General features: G+C 51.7%; 15 protein-coding genes. 10 read left to right on the top strand and 5 right to left on the bottom strand.

Translation table 11 applies throughout. The annotated features are described in order from the left end of the window. Positions 1-97: 97 nt before the first annotated feature. The 5 genes from KTH89_RS10830 to KTH89_RS10810 all read right to left on the bottom strand — a co-directional run bounded on the left by KTH89_RS10830 (position 98) and on the right by KTH89_RS10810 (position 4,624). Entirely contained in the window at positions 98-850 is a 753-nt protein-coding gene (locus tag KTH89_RS10830; protein WP_158342407.1) for an SDR family NAD(P)-dependent oxidoreductase, read from the bottom strand. 247 nt (positions 851-1,097) lie between these two features. After that, the gene (locus KTH89_RS10825; RefSeq protein ID WP_158342408.1) at positions 1,098-2,105 is read right to left on the bottom strand and encodes an electron transfer flavoprotein subunit alpha/FixB family protein; all 1,008 of its coding nucleotides are present in this window, start codon (positions 2,103-2,105) and stop codon (positions 1,098-1,100) included. Beyond that, positions 2,102-2,905 carry an electron transfer flavoprotein subunit beta/FixA family protein gene (locus KTH89_RS10820; RefSeq protein ID WP_158342409.1) on the bottom strand — a complete coding sequence of 268 codons (804 nt, stop codon included), beginning with the start codon at positions 2,903-2,905 and terminating at the stop codon, positions 2,102-2,104. Before KTH89_RS10820 ends, KTH89_RS10825 begins: the two co-directional genes overlap by 4 nt. 145 nt (positions 2,906-3,050) lie before the next feature. Next, positions 3,051-3,329, bottom strand: a complete 279-nt coding sequence (locus KTH89_RS10815) for a ferredoxin family protein (RefSeq protein ID WP_238721671.1) — start codon at positions 3,327-3,329, stop codon at positions 3,051-3,053. A 35-nt stretch (positions 3,330-3,364) separates the two neighbouring features. After that, positions 3,365-4,624, bottom strand: a complete 1,260-nt coding sequence (locus tag KTH89_RS10810; protein ID WP_238721669.1) for an FAD-dependent oxidoreductase — start codon at positions 4,622-4,624, stop codon at positions 3,365-3,367. A gap of 416 nt (positions 4,625-5,040) precedes the next feature. On the opposite strand from KTH89_RS10810, the gene fixA reads away from it, so the two are divergent. From fixA to KTH89_RS10760, 10 genes are all read left to right on the top strand, one after another. Further along, the gene (gene fixA, locus KTH89_RS10805; protein ID WP_158342412.1) at positions 5,041-5,811 is read left to right on the top strand and encodes a putative electron transfer flavoprotein FixA; all 771 of its coding nucleotides are present in this window, start codon (positions 5,041-5,043) and stop codon (positions 5,809-5,811) included. Positions 5,812-5,823: 12 nt separating this feature from the next. Beyond that, on the top strand, positions 5,824-6,753 hold the full coding sequence (locus KTH89_RS10800; RefSeq protein WP_158342413.1) for an electron transfer flavoprotein subunit alpha/FixB family protein: 930 nt from the start codon (positions 5,824-5,826) through the stop codon (positions 6,751-6,753). A gap of 71 nt (positions 6,754-6,824) precedes the next feature. Then, entirely contained in the window at positions 6,825-8,093 is a 1,269-nt protein-coding gene (locus KTH89_RS10795) for an MFS transporter (protein ID WP_158342414.1), read from the top strand. Positions 8,094-8,153: 60 nt separating this feature from the next. Further along, positions 8,154-9,404, top strand: a complete 1,251-nt coding sequence (locus KTH89_RS10790) for a CaiB/BaiF CoA transferase family protein (RefSeq protein ID WP_158342415.1) — start codon at positions 8,154-8,156, stop codon at positions 9,402-9,404. A gap of 18 nt (positions 9,405-9,422) precedes the next feature. Beyond that, complete coding sequence (locus KTH89_RS10785) at positions 9,423-10,577, top strand: acyl-CoA dehydrogenase family protein (RefSeq protein ID WP_158342416.1); 1,155 nt, start codon at positions 9,423-9,425, stop codon at positions 10,575-10,577. 50 nt (positions 10,578-10,627) lie between these two features. Further along, a complete protein-coding gene (locus KTH89_RS10780; protein ID WP_158342417.1) occupies positions 10,628-11,416 on the top strand; it encodes an enoyl-CoA hydratase/isomerase family protein in 789 nt (262 codons plus the stop codon). 57 nt (positions 11,417-11,473) lie between these two features. Continuing rightward, positions 11,474-12,994, top strand: coding sequence for an AMP-binding protein (locus KTH89_RS10775; RefSeq protein WP_158342418.1), 1,521 nt, complete (start codon positions 11,474-11,476; stop codon positions 12,992-12,994). Between the two features lie 26 nt (positions 12,995-13,020). Beyond that, positions 13,021-14,034: a ketopantoate reductase family protein gene (locus tag KTH89_RS10770; RefSeq protein WP_158342419.1), complete on the top strand. Its 1,014-nt coding sequence runs from the start codon at positions 13,021-13,023 to the stop codon at positions 14,032-14,034. 20 nt (positions 14,035-14,054) lie between these two features. After that, positions 14,055-14,531, top strand: a complete 477-nt coding sequence (locus tag KTH89_RS10765; RefSeq protein ID WP_158342420.1) for a MaoC/PaaZ C-terminal domain-containing protein — start codon at positions 14,055-14,057, stop codon at positions 14,529-14,531. Between the two features lie 11 nt (positions 14,532-14,542). Further along, positions 14,543-15,052 (top strand): MaoC family dehydratase, encoded by a 510-nt coding sequence (locus KTH89_RS10760; protein ID WP_158342421.1) that lies wholly within the window; start codon positions 14,543-14,545, stop codon positions 15,050-15,052. Positions 15,053-15,454: the final 402 nt, after the last annotated feature.

Below are 15,454 nucleotides of genomic sequence, written 5' to 3'. Positions count from 1 at the left end.
CGCTAAGCCCTCTTTGCATTTAGGCTGTTTTTAACAGGCCCTTTCGATTAGCAACCCTTGTCTGATTTTGATAGTGGCAGCCTATACGGCTCTGCCGTCAGCGGTCTTGTTTGGCCTCCCGGTTCCAGGAAGCCAGGCCTCCATCTACGCTCAAAAGCTGTCCGTTTACATAGGAAGCCTTCTCAGAAGCCAGATATACCACCGCGTCGGCGATCTCTTCCGGTTTGCCCAGACGACCCATGGGATTATTGGCTTTAAAGGTTTCCACTACTTCCGGCGGGTTGCCGGTGAAGAACATCTCGGTCAGAGTGGCGCTGGGGCAGATTCCGTTTACCCGGATGCCCAGGTGTCCGTAATCCATGGCCATATTCTTGGTCAGGCTGACCACGGCGGCTTTTGCCATGGAGTAAGCGGTCATATTGTAAGCGCCGCCCAGTCCCGCCAGGGAAGCGATATTAACGATATTTCCCGCTCCCCGCTCCATCATCTCGGGCAGGAACGCCTTACACAGCAGGAATACTCCGCGCACGTCCACGTTAAATACTTTATCAAAGTCTTCGATGCTTGTATTATGTACCGCTCCGCCGATGAAGATCGCCGCGTTATTGACCAGGACGTCACAGCTGCCCAACGTCTTCTTCGCATATTCCGCCAAAGCTTTGGAACCATCTTCGGTGGCACTGTCCCCGTTCAGATAGAAGAGACGGTCGGATTTCAATTCCTCCATTAATCTTTCTGCGGGCTCTGCGTGGCGCGAGGTAAAGAGTACGCGATCGCCTTCGGCCAGAAACGCTTTGACCGTTGCCTTGCCGATGCCCTGGCTTCCTCCGGTTACTACTACATTTCTCATGATCTTTCTCCTTTCCGGTTGCTGCTATTTTCTGTAAAATCCTATCTATCATTTTACCACAGCTGAGGCCGGGGTAAAAGAATTTCAAGCATTTATTCGAAATCTTTGAACCGGCAAACGCGATCCCGGATTCTGGCGCCAAAAGAAAAACCCTCCACCCAATAAAGCAAAAAGGGCGGAGGGTTTCGGGGAGTGCGGGCAGCACTCTCTATATAGGATCTAACAATAGGAGGGTGAAGGCAATTTATTATTTTTTCAACTCCAGGACTTTTTTGGTCAGCGCAGGTACGACCTCAAAGAGATCTCCCACGATGCCGATGTCCGCGGCGTTAAAAATCGGTGCTTCCGGGTCCTTGTTGATGGCGATAATAAATTCGGAAGAATTCATTCCGGCCAGATGCTGAATGGCTCCGGAGATACCACAGGCGATGTATAGCTTCGGAGAAATGGTCTTGCCTGTCTGGCCGACCTGCTGCACATGGGGAATCCAGCCGGCGTCTACGGCGGCGCGGGATGCGCCTACCGCCCCGCCAAGGGCGTTGGCCAGTTCTTCGATCACTTTAAAGTTCTCCGGTTTTCCCAAACCTCTTCCGCCGGATACCACGATCTCGGCGTCTTCCAGCTGGAGGCCGCCTACCTGCTCTACTTTAATGAAATCCAGCAGTTTGGTAACGATGGTTTCCTCAGGCACATGAATATCTTCCACATTCACATGGCCTTTTCTGCCGATCTCAGGGATTCCCTTCTTAAATGCCCCGGGACGGATGGTTCCCATCTGGGGTCTGGTGCCGGCGCACAGGATGGTTGCCATCAGGTTGCCGCCGAAGGCCGGACGGGTATAAGCGACATTTCCCGACTCCTGATCGATATCAAGCCCGGTACAGTCAGCTGTCAGTCCGGTATGTACACGCACTGCGGTTCTGGAACCCAAGTCACGGCCGTTGTGGGTGGCTCCGATTAAAATGGCGGAAGGTTTATGTCTTTGGATCAGTTCCGTTAAAGCATGAGAATAAGTCTCAGTATTGAAGTGCCGGTACTGTTCCCCGGATACGACGTAGATCTCGTCCGCGCCATATTCTCCGGCGGCCTGAACGGCCTTGTCCGGGTTTTCACAGATTACCACGGCGCCTACTTTTTCCTGAAGCTTATCGGCCAGCTGTTTGGCCTGCCCCAGCAGTTCCATGCCTACGTTCTTCGGTTCATCTTCAAAGGTTTCCATAAATACCCATACATTTTTATATTCCGGAAAGCTCATACCAATTCTCCTTTCAGGATTTTCTTTTCCGTCAGGAAACCGGCCAGGGCTTCCACGGCTTCATTGCAGGTTAATCCTTCTAATTTTTTGCCTGATTTCTTAATCGTAGGCGTATAAGTTTTCTTAACCCGGGTAGGAGAACCTTTCAGGCCGATCTTTTCCCGGTCAATGCCGGGCATGTCATCCACATGGATTTCCGAGATGTCTATTTTGTTGGCGCGCATCTTGCTCTTCATGGTAGCGCTCCGGGGTTCGTTGATGTCTTTGCCCACGGTACACAGAGCGGGCAGCTTGGTGGAGAGTACCATCACGCCGTCATCGGTTTCCCGGTGCACGGTTACGGTATCCTCCTCCACTTCGATCTTAACGGCGTAGGTGAGCTGCGGGATTCCCAGATGTTCGCTCATGCTGGCGCCGGTCTGCCCGGTATCCCCGTCCATAGCCTGCATTCCGCAGATAATCAGATCATAATCACCGATGTGCCGGATGGAAGACGCCAGGATATAACTGGTTGCATAGGTGTCGGACCCGCCGAACGCCCGGTCGGTGATGAGAAACGCCCGGTCTGCGCCCAGGGAGAGACACTCTTTTAAGGCTTCTTTTGCAGCAGGCGGCCCCATACTGATGACGGTCACGGTCCCTCCGTGCTGTTCTTTTAACTGGACTGCCGCTTCCAGCGCATTTTTATCATAAGGATTCACAATGCTCGGTACGCCGGCGCGGATCAGTGTATTTGTCTCCGGATCAATCTTAATCTCAGAGGTATCCGGGATTTGTTTCATACATACGATGATATTCATATTCTGATAAATCTCCTTTCCTTAGTCGTTCTTTTTTTCAGGACATACAGGTATACCCGAAGGGTGTTTCTTTCGTCGTCCTTTTTTTCAGGACATACAGGTATACCCGAAGGGTGTTTCCTTAGTCGTTCTTTTTTTCAGGACATCAGCCCATCCGGTACTCGATCCCTCTTGTCCCGATCGGATATTCCCAATCCTTTACAATCTTCCCTTTGCTCAACACCCGGCAGGTGCCGCATTCCAGGCAGCCCAGATGGTCAAACAGCAGATGGTTTTCATCATCCAGCTTATACAGCCCGGCGGGACATGCCTTGATGACTTTTTGGATTTCCTCCATATCCGTGGACTCTTTATCTACCTCAATATGGCTGTTGATCTCATCCGTATGAAATTTATCCACACCCAACTTATCTTCTATGGTCATTTTCTATCTCTCCTTTTCGTTATTCTCCATCGGGATCAGCTGTTGTAATTCTCCAGCCCTTCGATCAGATCAGGCACGATTTTCTTGGAAATATCTTTCGCGCCGCTTCCGTCCACTACAAACAGATCCGCAAATAGCCGGTCCGCTTTTGCCGGGCAGTCCTGGTAAAGGCGCCGGTCCTCCATGACCTTCTCGTATCCGTCATAGAATTTCAAGTCTTTCATTACGAAACTGTCCTCAAGGGCCTGCTGATAGGACGCTAATGTGTCGGCTGAGAAATCCCCCTTTTCCTTTGCGGCAGCGGCTGTTTGAGCGGCCAGCCTGCCGGATTCGATCGCCAGATCCATTCCCCGGATCATGAATCCCAGGTTGATGACAAGGGAAGCGGCGTCGCCGGCTAACAATACTCCGTCCCTATACAGGGTGGGTACCATGGAGTAACCGCCCTCAGGAACCAGATGAGCCGAATATTCCACCAATTTTCCGCCTTCTATCAGGGGCTTTACGGCCGGATGATTTTTCAGGCGGTCCACCAGCTGGGGTATCGTGGTCTCCTTGCCGTCGATGTCTTCTATGGTAGTCAGGACACCAAGAGATACCGTGTCCTTATTTGTATATAGGAAACCATCTCCGATCCGCCCGTCGGTACAGTCGCCCTGGAAGATCCAGGCCAGTCCTTCTCCCGGGTTTAACTGAAAGCGTTGTTCGATGGTAGCGGCATCCAACTGAATAATTTCTTTGGCTCCCACGGCTGATTGGGAAGGAAGCAGTTCCTTTTTCATGCCGATTTTCTGGGCCAGCAGGGAATTGACTCCGTCAGCTAAGATGACCAGATCCGATTCCATCTCTTCGTCGCCGGCGATCACGCCGCAGACTCTTCCGTCGCGGACGATCAGGTCGTCAACGCGGATTCCATATATGTACATAGCTCCTTCTTCTTCCGCTTTTTCCGCCAGCCAGCGGTCAAAGCCAGCTCTTAATACGGAATAAGATTCACAGCCGGGTGTTCCTGTTTTGGCGCCGGCATATTCCAGCGTGACGGCACTGTCTTTTGTGAGCAGAGAAAACCGCTCCTTGCTGATTCTTCGCTCCACCGGAGCTTCCTTTGCAAATTCAGGAATAATTTTTTCAAGGCTGTGGCCATATAAACGGCCGCCGGTCATATTTTTTGATCCGCTGTAGTTGCCCCGTTCAATTACGAGAACCTCCATGCCTTCCTGCGCAAGGATATATGCCGCTGTCGAACCCGCCAAGCCGCCCCCTACGATAATCACGTCAAACTTATCTTCGCCCATGTGTGCACCTCTTTCTTCAAGATTTTAATATATTAAAAAGCAAATACAATGCCAACTGATCCAAAATAATCGGTTTTTCTGAGAAGTTTCTTTATTATTATTCTATTTTTTAATTCCGGCTCCGTGATTTTTTAAGTTGCGGTTGAACCTTAGAAAGAAGTCAACCTGTTTCAAATTGCACGGTGAAAGTTCACACATGATATTAAAATAAAGCCGAATAAGGTTTTCGAATGTATTAAAGTGTATTATGATGTATCAGAGTGTATCAAATTGTTATTTAATGTACAAATTGACCGCTAATTAAAAATTTCACAAAGCCGCTTAAAATGGTGGATTTATACTTGGCATCATATTTGCGTAATTAATATCTCAGAAATGGTAGAAAGGCCAAAAGCAGAAAGGAGATTTATGGATTTATGGACGTAATCACTTGCTACAAATTATCCCCTGACAATCAGGACATGCAGATTAATCCGGATTACACAGTATCCTTTGACAGGGCGGAATGGATTATCGGCGATTTTGATCTGGTGGCCATCGAGGCGGGCGCTCAGATTGCCGCTATGGCAGAAGCCTCCCACAAGGGGCTTTGTGTGGGGCCCACAGCCCTTTCCAATAAGAAAGCCAGAAAGAATGCGTTATCCAGGGGACTGGACAGCCTGACTGTAGTTATGGATGACTCCCTGTGGAATGCCGACACGAATCTGACGGCCTCCATACTCGCCGCCGCGGTGCGAAAGGACCAGGAGTGCAGGATCGTTATATGCGGGGAAGGCTCCGCGGATTTTTATTACCGGCAGACCGGAATGCAGCTTGGAGAGCTGCTGGGATGGCCGGCTATCAACGGCATCAGTAAAGTGCTGGAGATCGGGGAAGCTTCCGTTACCGCCCTTCGCACCACGGAGGACAGTGTCCAGAAAATCGTAATCCCGCTTCCTGCTGTTCTGAGCGTTACCGCGGATTACGCGCCGTCCCGGATACCCACGATGAAAGATATCCTTTCCGCAGGGAAAAAGCCGGTGGAAGAAGTTGCGCTTGAAGATCTGGGCAGCTTTGAATCGAAGGTTCAGATCGACAGTATCCTGGCTCCCAAATCCCGGGACCGTAAGGGTATTATCATCGACGCGGCTGTGGATGAAGCAGTTGACCTATTCGTGGAACATCTGGCTAAAGAAGGCTTAGTATAGGAGGGAGCAGGTATGGCAAAGAAAGTTTGGGTGTTTTCAGATAAGCCGGCTTTAATGCAGGATATTACCGCAGGGGTGAAAGAATGCGGGGAAGTCAGCGTCATAGCGGTGGGCGGCCGGGAGCTGACAGACGCCGCCGCAAAGGCCGGAGCGGACACCGTCTACTATCTGGGTGACACATCCGAAAGAATGGCGGAGAGTTATACGGACACCATCGCAAAATTAGTGGAAGACGAAAAACCGGAGGTAGTGCTGTTCGGCGCTACGCTGACCGGCCGGGCGATCGCGGGAAGGCTGGCTGCCCGTTTTGGAACCAGCGTGCTGGCGGATGCGAAAGAGCTGGATTTAAGCGGCGATATTACAAAAGGCGTCAGTATGGTATACGGTGGCGGAGCGAACTTAAAGCAGAGCGCGAAAGGGGGACTTACCCTGGTCATCCTGGGCTTCGGCGTACTGGAAAAACCGGAGGAGATAAAAGCGGGCGCCGGAAAAGTGGTGGAAGTTCCCTATGTGGAACCGGCCTGGAACATTACACTCTGCGAAGAACAGCAGCGGGAGTCCGCAAGTGTGAATCTGGCGGCGGCGAAGAAGATTGTCAGTATCGGGCTTGGAGTCGCCGGCAAAGATGATATACCCATGGTGAAGGAGCTGGCGGACGCTCTGGATGCGGAGCTTGGATGCAGCCGTCCGATAGCGGAAGGGCTGGAATGGCTGCCTAAGGAGTGTTACATAGGTATTTCCGGCGTCTTCGTCAAATCAGATCTGTATCTGGCGGTTGGGATCTCGGGACAGGTACAGCATATGGTAGGCCTCAAAGACGCAAAGATCCTGGCGGCGATCAACAAAGATGCCAACGCGCCCATCATGAGACAGTGCGATTACGGTATCGTGGGCGATCTGTATGAGATCGTACCGGCGCTGGCGAAAAGGTTAAGCCGGTAGACAAAAAAGGCGGGGCAGGTAAAGCAGGATCCATAAAAATAGGGTCCACAAAATTATGAGGAGGTATTGATATGGCGCAGCAAAAGAAAAGGATTCATTACGCGTGGTTTGTATTAATTGCGATTATTATCATGATGGGATTTTTACGCGGCGGGGTGAACAGCGGTATGGGCCTGTTCCTGTCGCCGATCAGCCAGGACCTGGGATTCGGTATCGGTTCCCTGTCCATCATGTACAGTGTATCCGCGTTGGTAGGGGCGGTTTGGAATCCGATTGCGGGGAAACTGCTTCAAAAGTATAGTATTCGTATGATCACAGGTATTTCCGTATGCGTACACGCCCTGTGCTTCGCGGCTATGGGGCTGATGCATCAGCTGTGGGGCTGGTACAGCTTCGTAGGCCTGATGGCTCTAGGCGCGGCGTTCACCACACAGCTGGTAGGGCCTGTATTGATTAACAAATGGTTTAAAGAGAAGAACGGTACCGCAATGGGTATTATGATGGCGGCGGTGGGCCTTTTTGGCGCGATCCTGCAGCCGACAACCGCGGCGGTTATCTCCAAGTTCGGCTGGTCCGCGGGTTATATCTGCCTGGGACTTGTATCCTTCGTAGTGGTGCTCCCGGTCGTTCTCCTGTTAATACGTGATAATCCGGAAGACAAAGGATTAAAAGCTTACGGTGCGGAAGAAGCGGAAAAGAAACAGGAGGCTTCCGGCAGGCAGGCGGTCGATCCCAGCATGATCCCTGGCATTACGTCCTCCAGAGCGTTGAAGACCCCCGCGTTTTATTGTGTTTTCCTGTTTATGTTCTTTATCTGCGGCATCGCTTCCTTTGCGTCCCATGTGCCCACGCTGGCTGTGGATTCCCAGTTCACCACGCAGGTAGGCGGTAACGGCATGAGCTTCTGGATGATCGGTACTTTTGTAGGATCTCTGCTGTTTGGTATGCTGGCTGATAAACTGGGAGCAAAGAAATCCGCGCTTTTGGCTATGTGTTTCGGATTTGTGGCTGTCCTGATCCTGATCTTCTTCCGCCAGCATCTGGCCGGATATTACGGAGCGCTGGTATTCTACGGTTTCCTGGCTTCTACGATGGGAACCTTGGGGCCGTTGATTGTCTCCTCGATCTTTGGATATAAGGACTTCGGCACGATCTTTGGCTTTATGGTAACCGCGATCAATGTGGCCAGTATGGTGCTGGTACCGGTGTACGGCTTTGTGTATGACGCAACGAAAACCTATCAGTATGTGCTGTACATGATCCTGGGATTCCTGGTGGCCTGTGTACTGTGTCTGCTGATCGCGTTTAAGAATGGAGAGAAACTGAAATCAGAATTCTAAAAACCAATCATTAAGGGCCCAGACCCTTTGATAAAAACAAATTCTAAGGAGGTAAAAAAGATGTTGGATCTGCTAATAGGAATGAAGGTTATCGAAATTGCCGGGTTCATGGCCGCGCCTACGGCCGGACGTATTTTGGGAGAATGGGGAGCAGACGTAATCAAAGTAGAACCGCCCCAGGGTGATTCCACCCGCGGCGTGGGGATCTCCCGTCATATTCTGAACGGGGACCAGGCCGGATTTGACTGCTTCAATGCCTGCAAGAAATATGTAGCTCTGGATACCCGTAAACCGGAAGGAATGGAAATCCTCAAGAAGATGTTAAAAGACGCGGATGTTTTTATCTCTCATCTGAAAATAAAAGACGCCATCAAACTGGGACTGGATTATGAGACGTTAAAAGAAAAGTATCCGAAGCTGATCTGCGCATCCACCAGCGGGTACGGACTTGGCGGTGCCTGGTCGACACGCGGCGGATTCGACGGGGTTTCCTATGCGGCGCGCTGCGGATATGTAAAAGACTGTCCGGTTGAGGGCGATACCCCGATGGTTCCGTATTTTGGCTTTGGCGATATTCCGACAGGCACCTACCTGGCAATGGCGATTCTGGCCGCTTACATCCGCCAGCAGCGCACAGGACAGGGAGAGAAGATCAATGTAGCTCTCATGCACGCCGGAATGTGGAGCGCCAACGTACCGATCGTTTCTTCCCTCTATGGAGATCAGTATCCGACCGATCCGAACACCGTGCATCCTCTGGCGAAACCTTATCTGTGTAAAGACGGAAAATGGATCGGGCTGATGGGTCTGGACTGGCAGAAGACCTGGCCGGTATTTGTAAAAGCGGTAGGACTTCCGGAGGAATACATAACCAACTGGGTAGCCTACGAGGACGCCCTGGCACATGCGCAGGAGATCACGCCGATCCTGAAGGATATGTTCCTGAAAGAAGACCGGCAGTATTGGGTTGACAAATTGATCGATACCCCGATGCCTTTCGATATCTGCCAGGATTTCAAAGACCTTCAGGGGGATCAGCAGGCATGGGATGCCGGATTCTTCCAGGGGATCGATTATCCCAGCGGCATGCACGTCGGTATCGTAAAAGCGCCGGCGGTCTTCAAGGAAGCGGGCACGGCAGAATTTAATTCCGCGGGTCCGGTAGGAGAGAGCACCCGCGATGTCTTAAAGGGGCTGGGTTACAGTGACGCCGATGTTGACCGGATGCGCGAAGAAAGACTGATTCTCGAGGGCGACCAGTGGGATCCTCAGATCTATAATATGGAAAGATTCATGAAGAGACAAAAATAATAAGGGGGAAATGATATCATGGTAGATTTTACATTGACAGATGAACAGGAGCTCTTAATGGAAGGCATTAAAGAATGCCTGGAACGAGAACTTCCCGACGGCGGCGAGAGCTGCTACAAGACGGGAGAATTTCCCTGGAAAGCATGGCAGGCGCTGGCGGATAACGGCTTTGTGGGCCTTGGACTCCCGGAAGAAGTGGGCGGGACCCCCTGCGACATGCTGACGCTCGCGATGGCGAACCTGACCATTTCCCGCTACGGCGGCCCTGTGGCCTGCTTCTACTCGATGGGAATTCCGACTATGTATGACCTCTGCGAATTCGGAACGCAGGAACAGATCGATAAATATGTAAAAGATTATGTGCAGGGCGGACCTCCGCTGGCATTAGGCATCTCCGAACCAGGAACCGGATCGGATGTGGCGGGTATGCAGACCAGTTATGTCTGGGATGGCGACACTGCTGTGATCAACGGCGGAAAGCACTATACCACCTGCGGGGCTGAGGCAAAAGCGATCATCGTTATGGCGCGGGATCCCCAGGTGGAGAATCTGCATCAGGCCGGCACCATGTTCATCGTGGACGTGGACACTCCCGGAGTCCGTATCAACAAACTGCCCAAGATGGGACATACGGATCAGCCCACCAGCATCTGTGAAGTGTTCTTAAGCGATGTGCGGGTTGACAGAAGTACGATCCTGGGCGTGGAACACAATGGGTTTATGCAGACCATGGCTAATTTCGCCAGAGAGCGTATCGCCAATGTTTCCGGCGTGATCGCCACAGCCATCAACGCGTTTGAGGACGCTGCCGCCTACGCCAACCAGCGTGTCCAGTTCGGTCAGCCGATCGGCCGGTTCCAGCTGATCCAGGAGAAGATCGTCAACATGGCGATTAAGATTGATAATATGATGAATATGCTCTACAAGCTGGCCTGGAAGATAGACACGAACCAGAACATCCGGATTGATACCGGACTTGCCAAACTGTATTGCTCCAGAACCGTCTGCGAAGTACTGGATGATGCGATCCAGGTACTGGCCGGAATCGGAATTGTGGGAGAACACCGTGTGGCCCGCTACTATATTGATACCCGTGCCTGCCGTATCGCCGGCGGAACGGATGAGGTTATGATCTTTAACACCGCACCCCAGATTCTGAAGCGCTACAGATAAAAATAACGCAGTTTGACCGGGATCTTCGAAACATAGAAAGGGATTAAATTATGAGTGAGAACCATGCAGTATTGACCAGAGTGGAAGATAATGTGCTGATCATTTCCCTGAACCGCCCCGAAATCATGAATGCGTTAGACAGCGATCTGGTAGAAGGATTCGTCGCCGCCCTGAAAAGGGCGGGCGATGATCCTGAGATCGGAGCGGTCGTGCTGACGGCGGAAGGAAGGGGATTTTGCGCAGGCGGTTACATGAAACCTGTGGAGATGGAAATTACTCCGGCCCTGGTGCGGGATGGAATCGTAAGCTATGCCCGCGACATCATCCTGCCGATGTATCAGCTGGAAAAGCCTGTAATCGGCGCTATCAACGGAGCGGCTGCCGGCGGCGGCTGTAACCTGGCGCTGGCCTGTGATATTATATTCGCTTCTGAGAAAGCCAGTTTCATCCAATCATTTGTGAACGTGGGGCTGATTCCTGATTTCGCCGGCCTTTATTTCCTGCCTCATATCATCGGCGCGCAAAAAGCGAAGGATATGATGTTCACCGGACGTAAAGTAAGAGCCGCGGAAGCGGAACAGATGGGCTTGATCTTCAAGGCGCTTCCGGCGGAAGAGTATCTGGACGCGGCCATCCAATACGCAAAACAGCTGGCGAAAGGCCCACGTTATGCGATCGGTTTGACAAAACGTCTGGTAAATGCCAGTATGGATTATGATTTGTTCAAGGTACTGGAAGTTGAAAACCTGGCGCAGCCGGTGCTGTCGTTTATGCCTGACCATGAGGAAGGCAAGGCTGCGTTTAACGAGAAAAGGCCGCCCAGATTTAATCAGCATTAACCAAATCAGGGGGAAAGGCATCTGACAGAGGATATATCCTTACAAGGGGCGGGAATTATGGTGACAAATAACAAATTAAATCCTCCGGTACTTTTACCAAAGCAGATTAGAAACATGGCGCGGGAACGCAAAGACCAGACCGCTGTTGTGGAAATTGCAGCAGACGGAAGCGAGCGGGTATTCTCATGGCGTCAGTTATATGAAGCCATGGAGAAAGTCGCGGCTGAAATGGATAAAGGCGGAATAAGGAAGGGGTCACAGGTTATCATCGGCCTTCCCAATACAATCGAACATATCGTTTCCAGTTTGGCGGCCTGGCATTTGGGAGCCTGCTGTATTCCCATATCATGCAGCCTGAAGGAATTCGAGCGGGACAGGGTATTGGGCCTGGTAACACCCAAGCTGATTGTGGCGGACTGGACTTTGCCTGGGGAGCATCCATGGCAGCTTACCAACGTAGACATCCGGAAATTGTATGAAAGTGATGCCGCGGTAGAGGATGACGGTGTTCCATTTGTAACCGCGTCACCCGGCCGGGCTATGGCGACCGGCGGAACTACCGGGAAACCCAAACTCGTAGTACAGAATGTTACCATGGCTTACAATGATCTGGGCCTTCAGGGCTGGAGCGCCATGTCCGGGCAGGAAGCCAATCTGCGTCAGCTGGTACCGGGATCTATCTATCATACGCTTTATAATTCTTCTTTATATATTGGTTTATTTATGGGTCATACCATCTACTTAATGATGAAGTTTAACCCGGATCTCGCGCTGGAACTGATCGGCAAATATCAGATTCAATGCGGAGGGTTTGTGCCGACGATGCTGGACCGCATGATGCTGGCGCCGAATTTTCATACCGTGGATCTGAGCAGCCTGACTGCCATTTTCCATGCCGGCGGCGCATGCGCCCCCATTATCAAAAAGACCTGGATAGAACGGATCGGGGCGGAAAAAATCTATGAATTCTACGCGATGACGGAAATGATTGGGAGCACAACGATAAGAGGAGACGAATGGCTGCTGCACGAGGGGAGTGTTGGAAAGCCGGTTGGATGCTCCATACGTATCTGTTCCGAGAGCGGAGAAGAGGTACCCGCAGGTGAGGTGGGCGAGATTTTCAGCAGGCCGGATATGGGACTGGTGACCTACTACATAGGCCGGGCGGCGATCCGGTCAGGCGCGGAAGGATATTACAGCGTAGGGGATCTGGGTTATCTGGATGAGGACGGATATCTCTATATTGTGGACCGGCGCAGCGATATGATCGTAACCGGCGGGAAAAACGTGTATTGCGAAGAGGTGGAGAGCGTGATGCGTGGCTTCCCTAAGATCCGGGATATCGTAGTGATCGGCCTTCCGGATGAAAAATGGGGAAGGAAAGTACACGCGCTGATGGAGGTGGAAGGTAATCCGGAGGAGTTTCCGTTTGGGGAACTGGCTGCGTATTGCCATGCCAAAATCAGCAGCCACAAGATTCCCAAATCCTATGAAATCGTACCGGAGATTCCAAGGGATGAAATGGGTAAGATCAAGCGCTGGAAGCTTGCGGAAGAACGCAATGGCGGGACAAAATAAAAACGTGAAAGGGAGATAACATACATATGCGTACAGCAATATTAGGGGCCGGTTCCCTTGGAACCGTATTAGGCGCATTTATAGCAAAGGCGGGAAGACAGGTAGATCTGGTCAGCAGAAACGCCGCCCACTTAAACGCCATGAAAGAAAGAGGAGCCGTGATCAAAGGAACGGTGGACCTGGTGGTTCCGGTCAATACCGTTTTAACTTCTGAGATGGAGGGAAAATACGATCTGGTATTCTATATGGCAAAACAGACAGCCAATGAGGTAGCGCTAAAACAGCTGCTTCCGCACCTTTCCGATGACGGCATCGTCGTAACCATGCAAAACGGCCTGCCTGAACCTGAGGTTGAAGAATATATCGGGAAAGGACGCGTGGCAGGCTGCCCGGTAGGCTGGGCCGCTGTGATGACAGAGCCCGGCGTGTCGACGCTCACATCGAACCTGGATCAGATGTCCTTTGATATCGGCTGGCCGGACGGCCATGTGGATAAAAAACTGGAGGAGATCAAAGAAATCCTGGAGTGCCTGTGCACGACCAACATCATCACCGATCTGATGGAAGTGCGCTGGGCGAAGCTGTTGACCAATGCCACGTTCAGCGGAATGTCGGCGGCTCTGGGGGCAACCTTTGGGGAGACGGTTTCCACGGAAGAGAACCTGTATGTAACGCAGCATGTGGCAAACGAGTGCATTAAGGTGTGCCACGCCAGCGGATTTCAGATCGGCAAGATCCAGGGAAGCTCCATGGAAGCCATGTACGGATTCAAAGATGAAGCGGACCGCGAACGGGTACGTCCTATGTATGAGGCTATGAAGCCTGTTCCCATCGTGGCCAGTATGCTGACCGATTTAAGAAACGGCAAAAAGACGGAGATCAACGCGATCAACGGCGTAGTATGCAAATATGGCCGTCAAAGCAACGTAGCGACACCGTTCAACGACAAAGTCGTAGAGATCGTAACCGGCTGTGAGGAAGGCAAATACAAACCCTGTGCAGAAAATATAAAACTTTTTGGCGATCTGATTAAATTATAGAAAAGAAAGGCGATACAGCTATGGCGAATAAGGTATTATATTTTGAAGATATAGAAGTAGGCTATAAATTTGAATCACCCGGCGGGCGGACCTTTACCAACGCGGAGGTTGTAAACTTCGCCCAGTTTACGGGAGATTACAACCTGGTTCACCTGGACCATGAATTTGCGAAGACCTCTCTGTATAAGGAAAACCTGGTACACGGCGCCTGTGTGCTGGCCGTAGTGGGCGGCATGTTCCGTCGTACCCAGTTCTGCGCCGACACAGATACCACCATGCTGGAAATGACGGGCATGAAACACGTCAAATACATGAACCCGGTCAAATTCAACGATACCATTCATTTGGAAGTGGAAGTCTTAGAAAAGATCGACGACGCAGAGGACACAGGAACCATAGTCTTAGGTTTCAACGGGGTCAACCAGCGCGGAGAGATTGCCCTTGACAATGTCCGGGAGTATAAATTTGCAAAACGCAACTATAAGGCAGGGGAATAGGAGGAGCTGTTATGAATGAATTTGAAGAAATGTTTAAGGATACCTGGTTCTTTGAGGATGTACCGCTAGGCTACTCGACAGCCTCCCCCTACGGCAGAACCATCCGCGAGGCCGATATCATCAACTACGCGGGAATCTCCGGTGAGTACGCTCCTATCTATATCGACGACGAGTACGCCAAACAGACCAGATACGGCCGCGTCGTCGCCCAGGACATGATGTTATTTACCTTCACCACTTCCATCGACACCAACAACGAGCTGACCGCGAAGATCAACAAAGCGATTCTGGTCTCCAAAGGAACCAAGAACTGGAAGATCTACGGAAAAGCCTACGTAGGCGACACGATCTACACCAAGTCAGAGATCGTAGACAAGATCGATAACAAGCCGACCCGGGGCGTCATCGTCACCCAGATGTCCATCCTAAACCAAAAAGGAGAAGTCCTCCAAAGCGGCGAATACCACCTAATCGTAGCCAAAAAATGCTATTTCGAAGAACAATTCGCAAAACAGGCTTAGAGCTTTGGTGGAGGGCTGAGGGCTGGAGCGGTGGGCCGGAGCAGTGGGCCGGAGCGGGCTGCCGCGAGGATGGCCTGTGGATGTGGGGGAGAAAGCGGCGCGGGGGTGAAAACCCTGGAGGCGGGCCTTAGAACGGCTGTTGACGCAGATGCGGACGAAGGACGGCGGGGCCGGGGCGGTTCTTTCCCTTGATCCGGGCAGGCCTGCCGCTTAAGGTTGGGGTATGCGGACGGTATCCGGGGACTCCCGGCGGCCGGGTTCTTTGGTGTCTCCCTGGGAGCGCAGAGGGCTTGCGCTGGTATCCGCTAAGTGAAATCGAAAAGCCGGGTTCAGGAACCGAGCCTATTCACCAGGAACACTTGAGGTGTTCCCGGTTCAGAGGCTCTTGCCCGTCGGACGTGA

This window comes from Diplocloster agilis, from assembly GCF_019042275.1.
Classification (GTDB): Bacteria; Bacillota; Clostridia; order Lachnospirales; family Lachnospiraceae; genus Diplocloster; species Diplocloster agilis.
The sequence above is the reverse complement of the archived record's forward strand: the minus strand, read 5'-3'. Positions and strand labels throughout refer to the sequence as shown.

What these genes read in the sequence shown, in the direction of transcription:
- KTH89_RS10830 (WP_158342407.1), bottom strand. Translation starts at nt 850, where the DNA reads ATGAGAAATGTAGTAGTAACCGGAGGAAGCCAGGGCATCGGCAAGGCA.
- KTH89_RS10825 (WP_158342408.1), bottom strand. Translation starts at nt 2,105, where the DNA reads ATGAGCTTTCCGGAATATAAAAATGTATGGGTATTTATGGAAACCTTT.
- KTH89_RS10820 (WP_158342409.1), bottom strand. Translation starts at nt 2,905, where the DNA reads ATGAATATCATCGTATGTATGAAACAAATCCCGGATACCTCTGAGATT.
- KTH89_RS10815 (WP_238721671.1), bottom strand. Translation starts at nt 3,329, where the DNA reads ATGACCATAGAAGATAAGTTGGGTGTGGATAAATTTCATACGGATGAG.
- KTH89_RS10810 (WP_238721669.1), bottom strand. Translation starts at nt 4,624, where the DNA reads ATGGGCGAAGATAAGTTTGACGTGATTATCGTAGGGGGCGGCTTGGCG.
- fixA (WP_158342412.1), top strand. Translation starts at nt 5,041, where the DNA reads ATGGACGTAATCACTTGCTACAAATTATCCCCTGACAATCAGGACATG.
- KTH89_RS10800 (WP_158342413.1), top strand. Translation starts at nt 5,824, where the DNA reads ATGGCAAAGAAAGTTTGGGTGTTTTCAGATAAGCCGGCTTTAATGCAG.
- KTH89_RS10795 (WP_158342414.1), top strand. Translation starts at nt 6,825, where the DNA reads ATGGCGCAGCAAAAGAAAAGGATTCATTACGCGTGGTTTGTATTAATT.
- KTH89_RS10790 (WP_158342415.1), top strand. Translation starts at nt 8,154, where the DNA reads ATGTTGGATCTGCTAATAGGAATGAAGGTTATCGAAATTGCCGGGTTC.
- KTH89_RS10785 (WP_158342416.1), top strand. Translation starts at nt 9,423, where the DNA reads ATGGTAGATTTTACATTGACAGATGAACAGGAGCTCTTAATGGAAGGC.
- KTH89_RS10780 (WP_158342417.1), top strand. Translation starts at nt 10,628, where the DNA reads ATGAGTGAGAACCATGCAGTATTGACCAGAGTGGAAGATAATGTGCTG.
- KTH89_RS10775 (WP_158342418.1), top strand. Translation starts at nt 11,474, where the DNA reads ATGGTGACAAATAACAAATTAAATCCTCCGGTACTTTTACCAAAGCAG.
- KTH89_RS10770 (WP_158342419.1), top strand. Translation starts at nt 13,021, where the DNA reads ATGCGTACAGCAATATTAGGGGCCGGTTCCCTTGGAACCGTATTAGGC.
- KTH89_RS10765 (WP_158342420.1), top strand. Translation starts at nt 14,055, where the DNA reads ATGGCGAATAAGGTATTATATTTTGAAGATATAGAAGTAGGCTATAAA.
- KTH89_RS10760 (WP_158342421.1), top strand. Translation starts at nt 14,543, where the DNA reads ATGAATGAATTTGAAGAAATGTTTAAGGATACCTGGTTCTTTGAGGAT.